This is a genomic window from Sinomonas notoginsengisoli (genome assembly GCF_021554725.1).
Lineage (GTDB): Bacteria > Actinomycetota > Actinomycetes > Actinomycetales > Micrococcaceae > Sinomonas > Sinomonas notoginsengisoli.
In genome coordinates this window covers 145,847-163,830 of the sequence record NZ_JAIZDP010000005.1, presented here as the reverse complement: position 1 = coordinate 163,830, position 17,984 = coordinate 145,847, and the positions used below count along the sequence as shown (strand labels likewise).

Sequence of the window (17,984 nt, the reverse complement as noted above, 5' to 3'; positions counted from 1 at the left end):
GAGCCGCACTACTTGCTCCAGGCACGGATGCATCGACGTCCCGTGCCGTAGCGGGAGGCTTTGAGGATCTCGAGCGGAGCGTTTCGGGGTCTTCGACCGCCTCAGACCATGGTGAGGACCATCCCCGGATCGGCCAGTATGGCCCCCACGTCGGCGAGGAACCGTGAGGCCTGCTCTCCGTCCACAAGGCGATGGTCGAACGAGAGCGAGAGCGTCATCACCTGTCGCAGCGCGACCTCCCCGGCGTGCTCCCACGGGAGCCGCCGTACCTGGCCCATCGCGAGGATCGCCGCCTCGCCGGGGCTGAGGATTGGGGTCCCGGCGTCGATGCCGAACACTCCGATGTTGGTGATCGAGATGGTGCCCCCAGAAAGCTCCGTCTGGTTCGTGTGGCCGTCCCTCGCCGTCTGCGCGAGCTGCGCGATCGCTTCGGCGAGCCCGGCGAGCGAGAGGTCCTGCGCGTCCTTGAGGTTCGGCACGATGAGCCCGCGCGGCGTCGCGGCCGCGATCCCCAAATTCACGTAGTGGTACTGCACGATCTCCTGTGCGTCCTCGTCCCAACGGGAGTTGAGCGTCGGGTTCCGAGTGAGCGCGATCAGCAGTGCCTTCGCCACAAGCGTGAGCGGAGTGACCTTGAGCCCGGCGAACGCCCTGTTGGACGTGAGCCGGCCGATCAGCTCCATCGCCGGCGTGACGTCGACGGTGAGGAACTCGCTCGCGTGCGGAGCAGTGAAGGCGCTCGCGACCATGGCCGCCGCGGTGGCCTTGCGCACCCCCTTGATCGGCGTTCGTGTCTCGCGCGCGACGCCGCCCCCCTCCAACGCGGTCGGGGCACCCGCCGGGGGCGCTGCCTCGGGGGCGGAAAGGCTTCCACTCGAGGCGAGCACGTCAGCCCGGGTGATAAGCCCTCGCACGCCCGAACCGCTGACCGCGGCGAGGTCCACGCCGAGGTCCTTCGCGAGCTTGCGCACGGGAGGCGTGGATCGGGGGCGCTCGGCAGCCGCCGAGGACTGACGCTCCGCTGACGCGTCGCGGGTCCGCGCCCCTCCGCCGCCCTCGACCACCCGCGGCTCGGCACCCGCCCATGCGCGGGCGCGGCGGGCTGGCCGGGCGCCGCTCTCCGGCATCGCGCCATAGCCCACAAGCGTCGCCTGCCGCTGTGATGGCGCGCTGGCGGCCTTGGCGGTTCCCACGTCGGATGGCGGCCCGGACGCGGTGGGCGGCCGGGCGGCGTCGTCCGCTACCTCGAACTCGGCGACCGGCGCACCGACGGCCACCACATCGCCAGGCTCGGCGAGCAGAGCCGTGACCCTGCCGGTGTAAGGGCTGGGAAGCTCCACGACAGCCTTGGCCGTCTCCACCTCACCGATCACCTGGTTCAGGGTGACCGCGTCACCCACCGAGACACGCCACGCGACGATCTCGGACTCGGTGAGGCCCTCGCCGAGGTCGGGCAGCAGGAACGTGCGGGTCACGGTCTCCGGCGTCGGGTCCACGGCTGCCGCGCTCATGCGTCTTCCTCGGTGCCGCTCATCGAATTGGGGCGGTCCAGCGCGCGGTCCACGCCATCCAGGACCCGGTCGAGATCCGGCAGGTGGTGGAACTCGAGCTTGGACGGCGGGTACGGCACGTCGAAGCCGGTGACACGCACGGGCGCGTGCTCGAGGTGGTAGAAGCAGCGCTCGGTGATCTCGGCGGCGAGCTCGGCTCCGAGGCCGAGGGTCCTCGATGCCTCATGGGCAACGACGAGGCGACCGGTCTTCTTCACCGACCTCTCGAGGGGCCCGTAGTCCACGGGCGAGAGGGACCGGAGGTCGATGACTTCGACCGAGACGCCCTCGTCCGCGGCGGCGACGGCGGCGTCGAGGCAGATGCGCACCATCGGCCCGTAGGCCACGAGGGTCACATCGGAGCCCTCCGCAGCCACGCGCGCCGAGCCCATCGCGAGGGCGCTCGAGTCGGGCACGAGGTCCTCGTCCACGCTGCCCTTGTCGTGGTACCGGCGCTTCGGCTCGAGGAACACCACGGGGTCATCGCACGCGATCGCCTCCTGGATCATCGTGTAGGCGTCCTGGGGGTTGGACGGTGTGACCACGCGGAGGCCGGCCGTGTGCGCGAAATACGCCTCCGGCGACTCCGAGTGGTGCTCCGGGGAGCCGATCCCGCCCCCGAACGGAAGGCGCAGCGTGATCGGCACCTTCACCGCGCCGCGCGTGCGGTAGTGGAGCTTGGCCACCTGGGCGACGATCTGGTCGAACGCCGGGTACACGAAGCCGTCGAACTGGATCTCGACCACCGGGCGGTAACCGCGAAACGCCATGCCGATCGCCGTGCCCATGATCCCGGACTCGGCGAGGGGCGTGTCGATGACGCGGTGGGACCCGAAGTCCTTCTGGAGTCCGTCGGTGATGCGGAAGACCCCGCCCAGCCTGCCGATGTCCTCTCCCATGAGCACGACCTTCGGGTCCCGCTCCATCGCCTTGCGCAGGCCGGAATTGATGGCCTTCGCGAACGTCATGTCAGACATCAGTGGCCTCCCTCAGCGTGCGTGCCTGCGGAGTGGGCCGCATCGTCCGCGAATCCCGCATGGTAGCGCTGGAGGTAGTCCAACTGCCGGTCGAGGATCGGATGCGGACCGGCGTAGACGTGCTCGAGAAGTTCCTGCGGTTCGGGCTCCGGCATGTTGATCGTCGCCTCGCGGAGCGAGGCTGCCACCGCGTCAGCCTTCTCGGCCACCCGCCCGCGGAGGGCGTCGTCGAGGAAGCCGAGGTCGGCGAGGTGCGCCTCGAGGCGGCTGATAGGATCCCGGCTCCTCCAGTCCTCGAGCTCGTTCGCGTCCCTGTACCGCGTCGGATCGTCCGCCGTGGTGTGCGCCCCCATGCGGTAGGTCACGGCCTCGATGTAGGAGGGGCCGTTTCCAGAACGTGCGCGCTGGAGGGCCTCGCGGGTTACAGCGAGGCACGCGAGCACGTCGTTGCCGTCAACCCGCACACTGGGGATCCCGAAGCCGGGGGCGCGCAGGCCGATCGGAACGTGTGCCTGCAGGCCCACCGGCTCCGAGATCGCCCAGTGGTTGTTCTGGCAGAAGAAGACAACGGGCGCCTGGAAGCTCGCGGCGAAGACCATGGACTCGTTCACGTCGCCCTGGCTCGTCGCGCCGTCGCCGAAGTAGGTGATGACGGCGGTCTCCGCGCCGTCGAACTGCACGCCCATCGCGTATCCGACCGCGTGCAGCGTCTGGGCCCCGATGACCACCTGGGTGGGGGCCATGTTGAAGGTGGACGGGTCCCAACCGGCGTTCGCTGTGCCGCGCCACTGCTTCATGAGATCGGGAGCGGGGATCCCGCGCACGTAGGCCACGGCGATCTCCCGATAGCTGGCGAAGATGAAGTCGTCGCTGCGGATCGCGTGGGCGGACCCGATCTGGGCCGCCTCCTGGCCGACGAACGGGGGCCACAGGCCCAATTGGCCCTGGCGTTGGAGCGCGGTGCCCTCGGCGTCGATGCGCCGCGCCACCACCATGTCTTCGTAGAGCGCCACCAGCGCGCCGCGATCGATGTCCTCGATGAGGCGGTCGTACCGCTCATGGTGTCGGCGTTCGCCGGTGGGCGAGAGAAGCTGGATCGGCGAGCCGTCGTCGCCAGTCAACATCTGGTAAGTGGACACTGTGGTTCGCATCCCTCTCTGGTCTCGGGAGGCCTGTAGGCCGCCGGGTTAATGTGACCATACTCACAAGGCACAGGGGGTACAACCAATCCCTGAAAAAGTGATCAGGATGCCCAGAACGGAGCCCGCCTGGCGTGCTAGTCTGCGCAGCATGCACGTCGTGGACGCCACCGACGCCCGGATTCTGCGGGCCCTCACGCATGATCCGCGGCGCACTGTCGTCGCCCTCGCCCAAGAGCTGGGTCTCTCCCGCAACACGGTGCAGGCCCGGCTGGCCCGCCTCGAGGCGGGCCACGCGTTCCTCGCGTTCGACAGGCGTATCAACCCCACTTCCTTGGGTTACCCACTCCTGGCGTTCATCACCGTCCACGTGCAGCAGCGCAAGCTGTCGGAGATCACGGCCCAACTCGCCCAGATTCCGGAGGTCCTTGAGGGCCACGGGCTCACGGGCACGGCAGACCTGCTTTTGCGGGTGGTCGCCGTGGACGCCGAAGACCTCTTCCGGATCAACGGCAAGATCCTCGCGGTGGAGGGGGTCGAGCGGACGGACACTGCCCTCGCCATGGGCGACCTGATCCCGTTCAGGATGGATCCCCTCCTCGCCAGAGGCCCCCGGCCGCCCGCCTGACGCCACCGGCCACGCTTGGGGATCGGCGGGGACTGGCGCACGACGCCGCCCGGCCCGCCTGCGCAGCGCCGGAACCGGCCGGGGCGGGAACCACAGCGGGCGGCGGCCCCCGGCTGGGAGCCGCCGCCCGGCGTCGTGCGCAGCTACGCCAGCGCGCTACCGCGGAGGCCTAGCTGACGTCGGTCAGTGCGTGACCGCCTTCTCGGCGCCGATGCCCGTGAGGGACCGGACCTCCATCTCGGCCTGCTTGACACCATTCTCGCTGCGCTTCTCCAGGACCGTTCCGAGCCAGCCGAGGAAGAACGCGAGCGGGATCGAGACGATGCCGGGATTGCTGAGCGGGAACCAGGCGAAGTTCGCACTCGGGATCATCGAGGTCTTCGAACCCGAGACCACCGGGGAGAACGCGATAAGCAGGATCGCCGAGGAGAGCCCGCCGTAGATGCTCCAGAGCGCACCCTTGGTGGTGAACTTCTTCCAGAAGAGCGAGAAGAGGATCGTGGGCAGGTTGGCCGAGGCAGCCACCGCGAACGCGAGCGCCACCAGGAAGGCGACGTTCTGGCCGTTGGCGAAGATGCCGCCGACGATCGCGAAGATGCCGATCACGACCACGGTGCGCCGTGCCACCTTGACCTCGGAGGCCGGGGTGGTCTTGCCCTTGGCGAGGACGTTCGCATAGATGTCGTGGGCGAACGAGGCCGCGGCGGTGATCGTCAGGCCGGCAACAACCGCGAGGATCGTGGCGAATGCGACCGCCGAGATGAATCCCAGAAGCAGCGGGCCGCCGAGCTGGAAGGCCAGCAGCGGGGCAGCCGAGTTCACACCGCCGGGAGCGGCCTTGATCGCGTCCGCGCCGATGAGGGCAGCCGCGCCGTAGCCGAGCACGAGGGTGAAGAGGTAGAACGCGCCGATGAGCCAGATGGCCCACACGACTGACTTGCGGGCCTCCTTGGCCGTGGGAACGGTGTAGAAGCGCATGAGCACGTGCGGCAGGGCGGCAGTGCCGAGCACGAGGGCCAGGCCGAGGGAGACGAAGTCGAGCTTGGACGTATCGCTCTTGCCGTACTGCAGGCCCGGGTTGAGGAGCTTCTCGCCGCCCGCACCGGCCGTCTCGACAGCGCTGCCCAGCAGGGCCGAGAGGTTGAAGCCGTTGATTGCGAGGACCCAGATGGTCATGGCGAACGCGCCGATGATGAGCAGGACGGCCTTGATGATCTGCACCCAGGTGGTGCCCTTCATCCCGCCGAGGAGCACGTACGTGATCATGAGGGCGCCGACCACGGTGATGACGATCGCCTGGCCCGCCCAGTCCGAGATGCCCAGGAGGAGCGCGATGAGTGCGCCGGCTCCGGCCATCTGGGCCAAGAGGTAGAAGAAGCACACGGCGAGGGTCGAGATCGCGGCCGCGATGCGCACCGGCTTCTCCCGCAGCCGGAACGAGAGGACGTCCGCCATGGTGAACTTGCCGGTGTTGCGCAGGAGCTCGGCGACGAGCAGGAGTGCGACAAGCCACGCCACGAGGAACCCGATCGAGTAGAGGAATCCGTCATAGCCATTGACCGCGATCGCGCCCGTGATGCCGAGGAATGAGGCCGCGGAGAGGTAGTCTCCTGCGATCGCCGTGCCGTTCTGGCCGCCGGTGAACGAGCGTCCGCCCGCGTAGTAGTCGGCGGCGGTCTTGTTGTTCTTGCTCGCACGGAGCACGATCACGATCGTGACGGCCACGAACACGCCGAAGATCGTCATGTTGAGCCACGTGGTGCTCTGGAGGTTGGCGGCGAGGTTCATCGGGCGCTCCCATCGGCATCGCGGCGGGATGCGGCCCCATCGAAGTCGTGCTGCTCGATCTCGCCGCGGATCGCCTCGGCAGCCGGATCGAGGTTCTTGTTGGCATGGTGGACGTACCACGCGGTAATCCCGAAGGTGCTCACGAACTGGAGCAGGCCGAGCACGAGGCCCACTGTGATGTTGCCGAACAGCTTGATCGACATGAAGTCGTGCGCATAGTCGGCGAGCAGAACGTACAGGAAGTACCAGAGCAGGAACGCTCCGGCGATCGGGAACACGAAGCTGCGGTGGCTCTTGCGCAGTTCGCGGAACTCTTCACTGGCCTGGACCAGCTGGAAGTCCGGGTGCGCGGCCGAGGCGGCCGTCGCGTCCCGGGAGGCGTCGTTGGCCATGGGTCCTCCGTAACGTGCCGGGCCCTACCCCGGCGAATGAGTGATGCACATCACTCTCGCGGTCCGCAAGGCGCAAGTTCCAGCGCTCAGGGCACCCCGTCGCTGAACGGACGTCTCCCTGCGCCGAACGGCGCGCAACCCACGCCGAGCGGCACGCCCTGACACGACGCCGCCCCCTGCCGTTAGCCTGTCAGCATGCCGCCTGACGTCCTCACCTTCGCCGTCCTTGCCCTGGTGCTCGTGACGGGGGTGGCCGTGGGGGCAGGTGCCTGGAGGATGTGGAGCTCTCGGCGGGACTTCGGCAGCGATGCCGAGCGCGCCAGCTACACGATCCTGCACTCAGCGGCGCAGGCAGGGCGGTACCTGCGGGGCGGCCTCGAGCCAGCCGGTGCGGCGAAGGCCGCCCACCATCTCCGCTCGATGCTCGGCGCGCCCGCGCTTGCCCTCACGGACGACTCCCGGCTGCTCGCATGGGACGGGGAGAGTCCGGCCCACGCAGGAACGGCCATGGCGCTTGCGGCCACGACCCTCGCACAGGGCCGGGCCCGTGTGGCGGACGAATCCGAGCTGGAGTGTGCTGAGACGGGCTGCACCGAGCCGGAGTGCCGGCTGCGCGGAGCCGTCATCGCGCCGGTCCGCGCAGGGGCGCGCGTGATCGGCACCGTCATCGCCTTCTCTCCCTCGGCCGGAGCGGGGCTCGTCCGTGCGACAGGCGAGGTGGCCGAGTGGGTCGCAACCCAGGCCGAGCTGGCCGAGCTGGACCGCTCGCGCACTCTGCTCATGGAGGCGGAGGTGCGGGCGCTGCGGGCCCAGATCAGCCCGCACTTCATCTACAACTCGCTCAACGCGATCGCCTCGTACATCCTCACCGACCCCGCGCGGGCCAGGGAGCTCGTGGTCGAGTTCGCCGACTTCACGCGGTACTCGTTCCGCCGGCACGGCGACTTCACCACGCTGGCGGAGGAGCTCAGGAGCATCGACCAGTACCTCCTCCTCGAACGGGCGCGGTTCGGCGAACGGCTCCAGGTGAGCCTGCGCATCGCGCCCGAGGTGCTCGGCATCCTGATTCCGTTCCTGAGCCTGCAGCCCCTCGTCGAGAACGCCGTGCGGCACGGTCTCGAAGCCCGCGAGGGCGCGGGCCGCATCAGCATCACCGCCGAGGACAGCACCCACGAGGCAATCGTCCGGATCGAGGATGACGGCGCAGGCATGGACCCAGAGCGGCTGCGCGAAGTCCTCGCGGGCCATGCCGGTGGGGTCCACGTGGGCCTCCGCAACGTCGACGCGAGGCTCCGCCAGGTCTACGGCGACGACCATGGCCTCGTCGTGGAGACCGCCCCCGGGGAAGGCACGCTCGTCACCATGCGCATTCCCAAGTCGCAGCCTCAGCATGACGTGCTTCCGCCAGTAAACTGAGGCGCATGATCACCGCCCTCGTCGTCGACGACGAGCTTCCCGCGGTCCAGGAGCTCTCGTATCTCCTGGGCCGGGACGACCGCATCGGTGCGGTCCACACGGCCACCTCGGGAACCGAGGCGCTGAAGATCCTCGAGCGCGAGGACGTCGACGCGATCTTCCTGGACATCCACATGCCCGGGCTCACCGGCCTCGAGCTCGCCCGGGTCATCGCCCGCTTCGCGGCGCCGCCCGCGGTCGTGTTCGTCACCGCGGACGAGGACCACGCCCTTGAGGCCTTCGACCTCGCCGCGGTCGACTACCTCCTCAAGCCTGTCCGGCCCGAGCGCCTCGAACGCTGCGTCGGGCGGATCGCCGAGGCACGCGAGGGCAGCCGCGGGGCCGCCACGGAAACGGCACCCGAGGTGATCACCGTGGAGCAGGGCGGCGTGACGCGCATGATCCGCCGGGATGACGTCGCCTTCGTCCAGGCTCAGGGCGACTACGCGCGCCTGCACACCCCCGAGGGCTCGTATTTGGTGCGGGTCCCGCTCACGGACTTGGAACGGCAGTGGGGTCCCGCCGGGTTCGTGCGCATCCACCGCTCGTATCTCGTGGCCATGGACGCGGTCCAGCAGCTGCGGCTCGGCGGCCCCCAGCCCTCGGTCCTCGCCGGCGGGAGCGAGCTGCCCGTCAGCAGGCGTCTCCTGCCAGGACTGCGCGAACGGCTCGCAGCGAACCGGATCCGCCCGCTGCCATGAGACGCACTGCCGCGTACGGAGCCGCGCCTTGATGGAGGGCGGCGGCGAGCGCCGCGTCGACCGGTCGAAGCGCGTGCGCGTGACTGCCCCGCTCTCCAGCGCGGCCCGCGCCCCGCGCACCCCGTCGCTCTCGCGGGAGGTTGCTGAGCAGTCGGAGCTCGGAACCGTGGTCCTGCGCTCGCTCCTGCGCTCCCAGCTGCGCCTCGCGGCCCTCGTCGCCGGCGCCTTCCTCACTGCCGTGGCAGCCCTCTGGGCCCTGTCCGAGCTCGGCGGAGACCTTCCCTGGCTGCCAGGGGTCCCACTGGGGTGGCTGCTCATCGGCGTCCTGCCCTACCCCGCCGCGGTGGTCGCTGCCATCGCCTACTACCGGGCGGCGACACGCAACGAGCAGCGGTACGCGGACCTTCTGAGGGATCGTCCGTGACCCCGGCGATCGGCCTGACGGCGCTCGTCGTCGTAGCGGTTGCCACCGTCCTCGTCGGGTTCTACGGGCTGCGGATCTCGCGCACCACCGGCGACTTCTACGTCGCCTCCCGCACCGTGCCACCCTGGTGGAACGCCTCGGCTATCGGCGGCGAGTACCTCTCCGCGGCAAGCTTCCTCGGGGTCGCCGGCCTCATCATGATCAGCGGCTCCAACGCCCTCTGGTACCCGGTGGGGTACACGGCGGGATTCCTCATGCTGCTGCTGTTCGTCGCCGCCCCTCTGCGGCGCTCAGGGGCCTACACGATACCGGACTTCACCGCCGCGAGGCTCGGATCGCTGGCCGCCCGCCGCACCACGAGCGTCCTGGTGATCCTCATCGGATGGCTGTACATCATCCCGCAGCTGCAGGGGGCGGCCCTGGCGGTCCGGATCACCACCGGACTGCCCGGCTGGGCCGGCTCGGCGGCCGTGATCGTCGTCGTCGTTCTCGCCGTCATGCTTGGCGGAATGCGGTCGATCACCTTCGTCCAAGCCTTCCAGTTCTGGCTCAAGCTCGCTTCCCTCGCCGTTCCGGCCGTGTTCCTGGTCCTGCTCCTCGCAGGGCGCGGCGTCCCTGACCTCGCCGGAGCCGTCACGGCAGGATCCGGACCCGAGCTTCCTGCGGGCTCACTGGGGGCGCCCGACGGCGGATACCGCACCTTCTCGCTGCTGCTCGCCCTGCTCTTCGGGACGCTCGGGCTGCCGCATGTCCTCGTACGCTTCTACACCAACCCGGACGGCCGGACCGCCCGCCGGACGACCGTGATCGTGCTGGGCCTGCTGTCCGTGTTCTACCTGTTCCCGACCGCCTTCGGCGCGATCGGCCGTCTCGCAGCGCCTGACCTGGCAAGCCAAGGCGACGCCCTCGCGATCCTCCTGCCAGAGCGCCTCTTGGCCGGACCGCTCGGCACCGCGCTCTCCGCCCTCGTGCTCGCAGGAGCGATGGCTGCCTTCCTCTCGACGACTTCCGGGCTGCTGGTCTCCGTTGCGGGCGTGATCAGCCAGGAGCTGTTCAGCGGGAGTGTGCGGGGATTCCGCGTCTCAGCCGCCCTGTCGGCACTCGTGCCCTTCTCGTTGGCGCTCGGGGTCGGCCCTCAAGCCCTTGCTGGGAGCGTCGGGCTCGTGTTCGCGTTCACTGCATCGACCATCTGCCCCCTCCTCGTGCTGGGCATATGGTGGCGCGGGCTGACGCCCGCGGGGGCGGTCGCCGGGATGGTCGCGGGCGCCCTCGCGTGCGGTGGGGCGCTCATCGCGTCCGCCCTGATTGCCTCGGGAGCGTTGGGAGAAGCGGTCCAGCACTCCTTCCTGGCAGTGGCGTGCGCCCAGCCGGCCGCGTGGACCGTCCCGCTCGCCTTCGCGGCGATGTTGCTCGTCTCGCGGGCCAGCGGCGGGACAGTGCCGCGCGGCGCAGACCGCTTCCTCGTGCGGCTGCACTCGCCCGAACCGCGGGACTGAGGACGCCGCGCGCGCTCGTGCGTCAGTCGATCGCTGCCATGAGCTCGACAACCCGGTCAAGGAAGGCGTCCACCTGGGTCTCCTCGTAGCCCTCCGGCCCGCTGACGGTACGGAAGACGGCGGTGCGGACCTCATCCGCGCGCAGTGGCGAGCCATGCTCGAGGTACTCGAGGAGACGCACGCACAGCGAATCGACGTCCTGGACGTGGTAGCTGGGGGCCTTCTGACTGGACGGACGGCGGAACCGCTCTCCGTCCGGCCGTACGAGGCGGCCGCGGAGGACCCCGGCGAGCTGGCCGATCTCCCGCAGCCAAGCATCCTCGCCCGAGCGCTGGATGAGGTCGTCCCGCTCGCGGCGCGCGAACGCGTCCTCGAGACGGTCCAGCGCGGCGTCGACCTCGTTCGCGTCGTAACCGCCGCGTACGGCGTCGAATGAGACCGTGCGGACCTGGTGGCTCGTCACGGTCGGTACCGACGGATCCTCGAGGTAGGCCCGGGCCGCGCTGAGAAACTTCTCCACCTGTTTGGGGCTGTAGCCCAGGTCGCCGCGTCCTACTCGGTCGAATCCTGCCGCAGCGCTGTCCTCAGTGTGGGCCACGTGTACGCGTCCTCTCATCCATCCGAAAGTCGATCATCGACGCCTCCAAGCCTTAGACCACAGCTAAGTACCCGCCAGGAGATTGAAGACGAGGTAGGCGGCGGGCGTCGCGAACAGTATCGAGTCCAGCCGGTCCATCATGCCACCGTGCCCCGGGAGGATACTGCTCATGTCCTTGATGCCGAGCTCGCGCTTGACCATCGACTCGGCGAGGTCTCCCGCAGTCGCCGCGCCGACCATGACGACTGCGAGCACGACACCTACCCACCAGGGCCGCCCGAGCAGGAAGACCGCGCCCAGCACGCCAACGACCATCGCTCCCGCCACCGACCCCGCGAAACCCTCCCACGACTTCTTGGGGCTGATCTTCGGGGCCATCGGATGCTTGCCCAGGCTCGCTCCGACGATGTAGCCGAACGTGTCGTTGGCCACGACCAGCAGGAGCGTGAGCACGAGCTCGAGCGTCGCGGAGGGTACCGTCCCGCCGGGCCACAGCCCGAGGCCCGGTGGCGATGCGGAAGCGTGGAGCGGCAGGACGGCGTAGCCGATCAGGAACGGGACCCACAGGACCAGGAACACCCCGGCGAAGACGCTCCTGGCGGCGCCGTCGGGGTGCTCGAGGCTCTGCCAGAGCAGCACCGCCGCGCAGCTGGCCAGGAGCGCGAACAGCTGGGCCTCCTGGCCGGCGAAGTACGCCGTCGCGGGAATCGCGACCGCCGCGCCGAGGATCGGCACGACGGGAACTCGGGTGCCGTGGGCCTCGAGGGCCCGGAACACCTCCCACACGCCGAGGATCGCCGCGGCCACCGCGATGAGCACGAAGCCCATCGGCCACAGGAAGAGCCCGGCCAGGAGCACCGCGAGCAGGGAGAGCCCTACTGAGATCGCGGCGGGTAGGTTGCGGCCAACCCGCGAGGACCCCGGGGACCTGCGGTCTCGGCGTTGACCGGGACCGGCCTCCCCCGGCGCCGGGGCGCTCGGGGATTCGCCTCCCGTATGCGGCACGTCGGGCTGGGGCGTGCTCATCAGACTTCGAGAAGCTCGGCTTCCTTGCGCTTGACCAGCTCGTCAACGGCCTCGACGTGCTTCTTGGTCAGGGAGTCGAGCTCCTTCTCGCCCCGCGCGCCGTCGTCCTCTCCGACCTCGCCGTCCTTGACGAGCTTGTCGAGCGACTCCTTCGCCTTGCGGCGGATGCTGCGGATCGAGACCTTCGCGTCCTCGCCCTTGCCCTTGACGACCTTCACGTACTCCTTGCGGCGCTCTTGCGTGAGCTCAGGCAGGACAACCCGGATCACGTTGCCGTCGTTGGACGGGTTGGCGCCCACCTCAGAATCGCTCAGCGCCTTCTCGACGTCGCGCAGGGCGCTCTTGTCATACGGCGTGATGAGGATGGTGCGAGCATCGGAGACCTGGAACGAGGCGAGCTGCTGGAGCGGCGTGGGGGTGCCGTAGTAGTCCACCATCACCTTGGCGTACAGTGCGGGGTTGGCGCGGCCCGTCCGAATCGACGCGAAGTCCTCCTTGGCCACCTCGACGGCCTTCTCCATCTTGTCGGTGGCCTCGAGCAGGGTCTCTTCGATCACGTCGCACTCCTTGTGGGCTTCGTTGAAGCTTCGTAGTTCTGGACCGGCCGACGCAGCTGGCCGCGCCGGGCGCCCGGCCGGGGCCGCGGGACTAGGAACATCCTAGCCGCATGTGCTGCGCCCTCAGACGGTCACACGCGTGCCGAGGCGGTCGCCGCGGATCGCCTTCGTGACGTTGCCCTTGCCCTCCATGCCGAACACGACCATCTCGAGGCGGTTGTCCTTGCACATGGTCATGGCGGTCTGGTCCATGACCCGGATGTCCCGCCGCAGTGCCTCATCGTACGTGAGGTGCTCAAGCTTCTGGGCGCTGGGATCCTTCTTGGGGTCCGCGGTGTACACGCCGTCCACCCCGCTCTTGGCCATGAGCACGACGTCGGCATGCACTTCGAGTGCGCGCTGCGCCGCCACCGTGTCGGTCGAGAAGTACGGCAGCCCAGCCCCGGCACCGAAGATCACGACCCGGCCCTTCTCCATGTGGCGAATGGCCCGGCGTGGAATGTAGGCCTCCGCGATCTGGCCCATCGTGATGGCGCTCTGGACTCGGGTCTCCACGCCTGCCTGCTCGAGGAAGTCCTGGAGCGCCAGGCAGTTCATGACTGTGCCGAGCATTCCCATGTAGTCCGCGCGCGAGCGGTCCATTCCGGAGAGGGAGAGTTCGGCGCCGCGGAAGAAGTTGCCGCCGCCCACGACGATGGCGATCTCGACGTCGTCGACGGCCGCAGCGATCTGCTCGGCGACCCCACGCACGGTGGCCGGGTCGACCCCGAGCGTGCCGCCGCCGAACACCTCGCCCGAGAGCTTCAGCAGGACTCGGCGCCTGTGCTCGGGTGCGCTGACGGGGTCCGGGGCGAATGCGGTGAGGTCTGAGGGGTCGGCGGGGTCGGCGGTCTGTACGGATTCCATAGGTGTGTCCCCTCGGGTCATGCGTGTGTGCGGGAGCCTGCGTCTAGAGTAGCCGCCCCTGCATCTGGTCACAGCAAAGGGGCGGCCACGCCAGGTGGCCGCCCCTTCGGGTAGTGCTAGGCTCCGACGCGGAAGCGGGCGAACGCCGTCGCCTCGACCCCTGCCTCGGTGAGGACCTTGCCGACGGACTTCTTGGCATCCTTGGCGAACGCCTGGTCGAGGAGGACCTCGCCCTTGTAGAAGCCGGTCACGCGACCCTCGACGATCTTCGTCAAGGCTGCCTCCGGCTTGCCCTCGGCCTTCGCGGTCTCCTCGGCGATGCGACGCTCGGACTCGACGAGATCGGCCGGGACATCCTCACGGCGGAGGTAGTTAGGCGCCATGGCGGCCACGTGCACCGCGACGTCGTGGGCTGCGGCCTGGGCGGCCTCGCCTTCGCCGTCCACGGCGAAGAGGACGCCGACCTGGGCCGGGAGGTCCTTGGACGTCTTGTGGAGGTAGGCGTCGACGGTCTTGCCCTCGATGCGGGCGAGGCGGCGGACGACGACCTTCTCGCCGAGGACAGCGCCTTCCTCGACGACGAACTCGCTCAGCGGCTTGCCGTCGACGTCGGCGCCCAGGAGCGCCTCGAGGTCGGAGGCGCCCGAGGCGACAGCGGTCGCGAGCACCTTGTCGGCGAGCTCGATGAACTTGGCGGACTTGGCGACGAAGTCGGTCTCGCAGTTGACCTCGACCATGACGCCGACGCCATTCTCGACCTTCGCGGCCACGAGGCCCTCGGCGGTCGAGCGGCCCTCGCGCTTGGTCGCGCCCTTGAGGCCCTTGATGCGGATGATCTCGATGGCCTTCTCGGCGTCCCCGTTGGCCTCGTCGAGAGCCTTCTTGACGTCCATCATGCCGGCGCCCGTGCGCTCGCGCAGGGCCTTGATGTCAGCGGCGGTGTAGTTCGCCATGTGAACCCCTCTGTCGTTGTTCTGCAGTTCTCTTCCGGCCGCGAGGATGGCTCCCCCTCGTGCAAGGGAGAACCATCCTCGCGACGGTCCCCGGGCGCCTGTCCGGTCCCGGCGAGATCTTGAGTCGAGTTACTCGGCGGACTCGGTAGGGGCTTCGGCAGCAGCTTCGGCAGGAGCCTCAGCCTCGGCAGGAGCCGCTGCCGAAGCCTCAGCCTCGGCCGCAGCCTCAGCAGGGGCCTGGGCCGGAGCCTCAGCGGGGGCCTGGGCCGGAGCCTCAGCGGGGGCCTGGGCCGGAGTCTCAGCGGCCGCCTCGGCCTGCTGGCCCTCGAGGAGCTCGCGCTCCCACTCGGCCAGCGGCTCGGCCTGCGCACCCTCGGAACCCGAACCGCGGTTCTGGCGGGCGATGAGGCCCTCGGCCACGGCGTCGGCCACGACGCGGGTCAGGAGGTTCACGGAGCGGATCGCGTCGTCGTTGCCCGGGATCGGGAAGTCGACCTCGTCGGGATCGCAGTTCGTGTCGAGGATCGCCACGACCGGGATGCCGAGCTTCTTGGCCTCGTCGACCGCGAGGTGCTCCTTCTTGGTGTCCACGACCCAGAGGAGTGACGGGGTCCGGGAGAGGTTCCGGATGCCGCCGAGGGTCTTCTCGAGCTTGTCCTTCTCGCGCTGGAGGATGAGGAGCTCCTTCTTGGTGCGGCCCGAACCGGCCACGTCCTCGAAGTCGATCTCCTCAAGCTCCTTGAGACGCTGGATCCGCTTGGCGACCGTGGAGAAGTTGGTGAGCATGCCGCCCAGCCAGCGGTGGTTCACGTACGGCTGGCCGACGCGCGTGGCCTGCTCGGCGATGGCCTCCTGGGCCTGCTTCTTGGTGCCGACGAAGAGCACGGTACCGCCGTGGGCGACCGTGGCCTTGACGAACTCGAAGGCGCGGTCGATGAAAGACAGCGACTGCTGGAGGTCGATGATGTAGATGCCGTTGCGCTCGGTGAGGATGAAGCGCTTCATCTTGGGATTCCAGCGGCGGGTCTGGTGGCCGAAGTGGACACCGCTGTCGAGCAGCTGGCGCATGGTAACGACGGGCATGCCGACGCTCCTTCCGGCAGGTCTTGCTACGAGGGCCATCCGTGGTGGCCCTTGCCCCTGCCATAGTTGACGGTTGTTGACGACGACGGCCGGGCGGCCGTGCGTCCCTGGCATCCCCTCCCCGCCCGACCGCTGTGCGGACCGATGGGCGGGCAGTGCCCATTCCGACGCGGCCCAGCCTGAGCTTGGGCAGTCGACGGGACGAGCGCTGGATGCGCGGAGTCGGCTTCCCGCCCCTCCCTGCGGGCGCCGGCGTGGCGGACCACGGATTCTGGCACAGCAAAGGAGGCTCGAAAAGCCGCGGTTCCCAGTGTACTACAGGGGCGCGGTACTACAGGGGAGCGTCTGGGCGGGCGCTCTCCGCGCCAACGCTCTCTCCACAGCGTCCCACCGAGGCGCGCACGACGGCGCGTTGTCCACATAGCGGCGACGTCGCCTTGTCGGGGCGGCTCGCCACCGCCGACGCTGGGGGCATGACCGCTCCGCGCCGGATCCTGATGCTCGTCATCCTGTGCGGCGTGCTCGCGCTGTCCGCACTGGCCGCCGGGAGTGCGGGTCCGGCGTCGGCACAGTCCTCCTCGGCGGAACGCCCGCCCGGACACGGGTGGACGTGGCCGCTCGAGCCGAGGCCCGCCGTCGTGCGCCCGTTCGACGCGCCGAAGCGGCCGTGGCTCTCGGGACACCGGGGTGTGGACCTAGATGCGGAACCCGGCTCACCGGTCCTGTCACCTCAGGCCGGCACGGTGGTGTTCAGCGGCTGGGTCGTGGACCGTCCCGTGGTCACGGTTGACCACGAGAACGGGCTGCGCAGCAGTTTTGAGCCCGTGTCTGCCCTTCTCCCGGTGGGTGCGGCTGCGACCAAGGGCGAACCCATCGGCTCGCTCGCGCCGCCCCCGCTCGGGGCGGATGCCAGCCATTGCGGCACAGCCCGCTGCCTGCACTGGGGCGTACGCAGGGGCGAGGACTACGTCGACCCGCTCGCGTTCATCGAGGACCGCAGGCCCTCGGTGCTCTTGCCGTGGTCGGGTCCGCCGTGAGCACTTCTTACCCTGAGCACCTCTCACGCGATGGCCGATATGCCCGTGATGGCACGGCCGGCGACGAGGGTGTTGATCTCGTGAGTGCCTTCGTAGGAGTAGATGGCCTCGGCATCGGCGAAGACCTTCGCCATGCCGTAGTCGGTCACGATGCCGTTCCCTCCGAGGAGGGCGCGCCCGATCGCCACGCTCTCGCGCATACGCGCCGTGGTGAAGGCCTTGGCAAGGGCAGACTGCTCGTCACGCGCCTGCCCGGCGTCCTCGAGCTGGGCGAGGCGCACCATCATCCCCATGGAGCTGACGGAGTTGCCGAGCATCGTCACGAGCTGGTTCTGGACGAGCTGGAAGGATGCGATCGGGCGGCCGAACTGCTCGCGCTCCACGGCGTAACGGCGCGCCACATCGAACGCTGCCAGCTGCTGGCCCACAGCCTGCCAGGCGACAGCGAGCCGCGTCACCTTGAGGACCTTGTTGGTGTCCTTGAAGCTGTTGGCGTGTGCGAGCTTGAAGTCGGCGGGCACCCTGACGTTCTCTAGGGTGATGTCGGCGTTCTGCACGGTACGAAGGGCGATCTTGTTCTCGATCCTCGTGGCGCGATAGCCCGGCAGGCTCGTGTCCACAAGGAAGCCCTTGACCTGGTTGTCCGCCTCATCCCGTGCGAAGACCACGACCCAGTCTGAGAAGGTGGCGTTCCCGATCCAGCGCTTCGCCCCATTCAGGACCCAGACGTCCCCGTCGCGCCGCGCGGTCGTCCGGGTGCCGCCGGCCACGTCGGAGCCGCCGAGGGGCTCGGTGAGGCCGAACGCACCGATCTTCTCGAGTGCGTACGCCTCGGGCAGCCACGCGGCCTTCTGCTCCTGGGAGGCGAGGAGCTCGAGCGAGCCGGTGAAGAGCCCGTCGTGCACGCCCATGAACGTGGCGATAGACGCATCTGCCCGCGTGAACTCGGCGTGGAGGAGTCCCGCGAGGAGGTTCGAGTGGCCTTGCCGGCGCACTGGGCTCATGACGTCGAGCTCCGCGAGCTTGGGCACGAGATCGTGCGGGAACTCGGCCCGGTTCCAGCACTCGGTGGCGATGGGCCTCACTTCGCGGTCCAGCCAGGCGCGGACCTCATGCAGGCGGTCTCGCTCCTTGTCGGAGAGCAGGGCTTCGAACGAGTAGAAGTCGCCGTCGGCGTAGGGCAGGGATCCGTTGCTGGACGTGCGCTGGGACATAGGGACGCTCCTGGAAGATTTGTTACCCGTCAGTAACTACTGGACAGTAACTTATCGCCC

At 69.2% G+C, this 17,984-nt stretch carries 18 protein-coding genes; 6 read left to right on the top strand and 12 right to left on the bottom strand.

Annotated features, from left to right (window positions below):
- Positions 1–101 precede the first annotated feature (101 nt).
- From LF262_RS10725 to pdhA, 3 genes are read right to left on the bottom strand one after another with little or no spacing between them, the layout of a single operon-like run.
- On the bottom strand, positions 102–1,511 hold the full coding sequence (locus LF262_RS10725; RefSeq protein ID WP_235780344.1) for a dihydrolipoamide acetyltransferase family protein: 1,410 nt from the start codon (positions 1,509–1,511) through the stop codon (positions 102–104).
- Positions 1,508–2,527, bottom strand: coding sequence for an alpha-ketoacid dehydrogenase subunit beta (locus LF262_RS10720; protein ID WP_235780343.1), 1,020 nt, complete (start codon positions 2,525–2,527; stop codon positions 1,508–1,510). Before LF262_RS10720 ends, LF262_RS10725 begins: the two co-directional genes overlap by 4 nt.
- Positions 2,527–3,651 carry a pyruvate dehydrogenase (acetyl-transferring) E1 component subunit alpha gene (pdhA, locus tag LF262_RS10715; protein WP_235780342.1) on the bottom strand — a complete coding sequence of 375 codons (1,125 nt, stop codon included), beginning with the start codon at positions 3,649–3,651 and terminating at the stop codon, positions 2,527–2,529. Before pdhA ends, LF262_RS10720 begins: the two co-directional genes overlap by 1 nt.
- 166 nt (positions 3,652–3,817) lie before the next feature.
- On the opposite strand from pdhA, the gene LF262_RS10710 reads away from it, so the two are divergent.
- The gene (locus LF262_RS10710; RefSeq protein WP_235780341.1) at positions 3,818–4,294 is read left to right on the top strand and encodes an Lrp/AsnC family transcriptional regulator; all 477 of its coding nucleotides are present in this window, start codon (positions 3,818–3,820) and stop codon (positions 4,292–4,294) included.
- 183 nt (positions 4,295–4,477) lie between these two features.
- Here LF262_RS10710 and LF262_RS10705 read toward each other — a convergent pair whose 3' ends face one another.
- Positions 4,478–6,082: a monocarboxylic acid transporter gene (locus LF262_RS10705; RefSeq protein ID WP_235780339.1), complete on the bottom strand. Its 1,605-nt coding sequence runs from the start codon at positions 6,080–6,082 to the stop codon at positions 4,478–4,480.
- On the bottom strand, positions 6,079–6,474 hold the full coding sequence (locus LF262_RS10700) for a DUF485 domain-containing protein (protein ID WP_235780338.1): 396 nt from the start codon (positions 6,472–6,474) through the stop codon (positions 6,079–6,081). Before LF262_RS10700 ends, LF262_RS10705 begins: the two co-directional genes overlap by 4 nt.
- 195 nt (positions 6,475–6,669) lie before the next feature.
- Here LF262_RS10700 and LF262_RS10695 point away from each other — a divergent pair, with 195 nt between their 5' ends.
- From LF262_RS10695 to LF262_RS10680, 4 genes are read left to right on the top strand one after another with little or no spacing between them, the layout of a single operon-like run.
- Complete coding sequence (locus LF262_RS10695; RefSeq protein WP_235780337.1) at positions 6,670–7,890, top strand: sensor histidine kinase; 1,221 nt, start codon at positions 6,670–6,672, stop codon at positions 7,888–7,890.
- A gap of 5 nt (positions 7,891–7,895) precedes the next feature.
- Positions 7,896–8,630: a LytR/AlgR family response regulator transcription factor gene (locus tag LF262_RS10690; RefSeq protein ID WP_235780336.1), complete on the top strand. Its 735-nt coding sequence runs from the start codon at positions 7,896–7,898 to the stop codon at positions 8,628–8,630.
- A 31-nt stretch (positions 8,631–8,661) separates the two neighbouring features.
- Positions 8,662–9,054: a hypothetical protein gene (locus LF262_RS10685; RefSeq protein WP_235780335.1), complete on the top strand. Its 393-nt coding sequence runs from the start codon at positions 8,662–8,664 to the stop codon at positions 9,052–9,054.
- A complete protein-coding gene (locus LF262_RS10680; protein WP_235780334.1) occupies positions 9,051–10,550 on the top strand; it encodes a sodium/solute symporter in 1,500 nt (499 codons plus the stop codon). Before LF262_RS10685 ends, LF262_RS10680 begins: the two co-directional genes overlap by 4 nt.
- Positions 10,551–10,572: 22 nt before the next feature.
- On the opposite strand, the gene LF262_RS10675 is transcribed toward LF262_RS10680, so the two are convergent.
- The 6 genes from LF262_RS10675 to rpsB form a co-directional block, all read right to left on the bottom strand.
- Positions 10,573–11,166, bottom strand: a complete 594-nt coding sequence (locus tag LF262_RS10675) for a DivIVA domain-containing protein (RefSeq protein WP_372462765.1) — start codon at positions 11,164–11,166, stop codon at positions 10,573–10,575.
- 45 nt (positions 11,167–11,211) lie between these two features.
- Positions 11,212–12,174, bottom strand: a complete 963-nt coding sequence (locus tag LF262_RS10670; RefSeq protein WP_235780332.1) for a phosphatidate cytidylyltransferase — start codon at positions 12,172–12,174, stop codon at positions 11,212–11,214.
- Positions 12,174–12,731, bottom strand: coding sequence for a ribosome recycling factor (gene frr / locus LF262_RS10665; RefSeq protein ID WP_235780331.1), 558 nt, complete (start codon positions 12,729–12,731; stop codon positions 12,174–12,176). The genes LF262_RS10670 and frr overlap by 1 nt, the downstream gene beginning before the upstream one ends.
- Positions 12,732–12,854: 123 nt before the next feature.
- On the bottom strand, positions 12,855–13,637 hold the full coding sequence (gene pyrH / locus LF262_RS10660; RefSeq protein ID WP_235780330.1) for a UMP kinase: 783 nt from the start codon (positions 13,635–13,637) through the stop codon (positions 12,855–12,857).
- Positions 13,638–13,753: 116 nt separating this feature from the next.
- Positions 13,754–14,590: a translation elongation factor Ts gene (tsf, locus tag LF262_RS10655; RefSeq protein WP_235780329.1), complete on the bottom strand. Its 837-nt coding sequence runs from the start codon at positions 14,588–14,590 to the stop codon at positions 13,754–13,756.
- Positions 14,591–14,719: 129 nt separating this feature from the next.
- Entirely contained in the window at positions 14,720–15,673 is a 954-nt protein-coding gene (gene rpsB / locus LF262_RS10650; RefSeq protein WP_235780328.1) for a 30S ribosomal protein S2, read from the bottom strand.
- 473 nt (positions 15,674–16,146) lie between these two features.
- Here rpsB and LF262_RS10645 point away from each other — a divergent pair, with 473 nt between their 5' ends.
- Positions 16,147–16,710 carry a M23 family metallopeptidase gene (locus LF262_RS10645; RefSeq protein ID WP_235780327.1) on the top strand — a complete coding sequence of 188 codons (564 nt, stop codon included), beginning with the start codon at positions 16,147–16,149 and terminating at the stop codon, positions 16,708–16,710.
- A 23-nt stretch (positions 16,711–16,733) separates the two neighbouring features.
- Here the strand turns inward: LF262_RS10645 and LF262_RS10640 are convergent, their stop codons facing one another.
- Entirely contained in the window at positions 16,734–17,924 is a 1,191-nt protein-coding gene (locus LF262_RS10640) for an acyl-CoA dehydrogenase family protein (protein WP_235780326.1), read from the bottom strand.
- Between the last annotated feature and the right edge of the window lie 60 nt (positions 17,925–17,984).

Excerpts from the sequence above, each read along its gene's own strand:
- LF262_RS10725 (WP_235780344.1), bottom strand. The coding sequence starts at position 1,511 with ATGAGCGCGGCAGCCGTGGACCCGACGCCGGAGACCGTGACCCGCACG.
- LF262_RS10720 (WP_235780343.1), bottom strand. The coding sequence starts at position 2,527 with ATGTCTGACATGACGTTCGCGAAGGCCATCAATTCCGGCCTGCGCAAG.
- pdhA (WP_235780342.1), bottom strand. The coding sequence starts at position 3,651 with ATGTTGACTGGCGACGACGGCTCGCCGATCCAGCTTCTCTCGCCCACC.
- LF262_RS10710 (WP_235780341.1), top strand. The coding sequence starts at position 3,818 with ATGCACGTCGTGGACGCCACCGACGCCCGGATTCTGCGGGCCCTCACG.
- LF262_RS10705 (WP_235780339.1), bottom strand. The coding sequence starts at position 6,082 with ATGAACCTCGCCGCCAACCTCCAGAGCACCACGTGGCTCAACATGACG.
- LF262_RS10700 (WP_235780338.1), bottom strand. The coding sequence starts at position 6,474 with ATGGCCAACGACGCCTCCCGGGACGCGACGGCCGCCTCGGCCGCGCAC.
- LF262_RS10695 (WP_235780337.1), top strand. The coding sequence starts at position 6,670 with ATGCCGCCTGACGTCCTCACCTTCGCCGTCCTTGCCCTGGTGCTCGTG.
- LF262_RS10690 (WP_235780336.1), top strand. The coding sequence starts at position 7,896 with ATGATCACCGCCCTCGTCGTCGACGACGAGCTTCCCGCGGTCCAGGAG.
- LF262_RS10685 (WP_235780335.1), top strand. The coding sequence starts at position 8,662 with ATGGAGGGCGGCGGCGAGCGCCGCGTCGACCGGTCGAAGCGCGTGCGC.
- LF262_RS10675 (WP_372462765.1), bottom strand. The coding sequence starts at position 11,166 with ATGAGAGGACGCGTACACGTGGCCCACACTGAGGACAGCGCTGCGGCA.
- LF262_RS10670 (WP_235780332.1), bottom strand. The coding sequence starts at position 12,174 with ATGAGCACGCCCCAGCCCGACGTGCCGCATACGGGAGGCGAATCCCCG.
- pyrH (WP_235780330.1), bottom strand. The coding sequence starts at position 13,637 with ATGGAATCCGTACAGACCGCCGACCCCGCCGACCCCTCAGACCTCACC.
- tsf (WP_235780329.1), bottom strand. The coding sequence starts at position 14,590 with ATGGCGAACTACACCGCCGCTGACATCAAGGCCCTGCGCGAGCGCACG.
- rpsB (WP_235780328.1), bottom strand. The coding sequence starts at position 15,673 with ATGCCCGTCGTTACCATGCGCCAGCTGCTCGACAGCGGTGTCCACTTC.
- LF262_RS10645 (WP_235780327.1), top strand. The coding sequence starts at position 16,147 with ATGACCGCTCCGCGCCGGATCCTGATGCTCGTCATCCTGTGCGGCGTG.
- LF262_RS10640 (WP_235780326.1), bottom strand. The coding sequence starts at position 17,924 with ATGTCCCAGCGCACGTCCAGCAACGGATCCCTGCCCTACGCCGACGGC.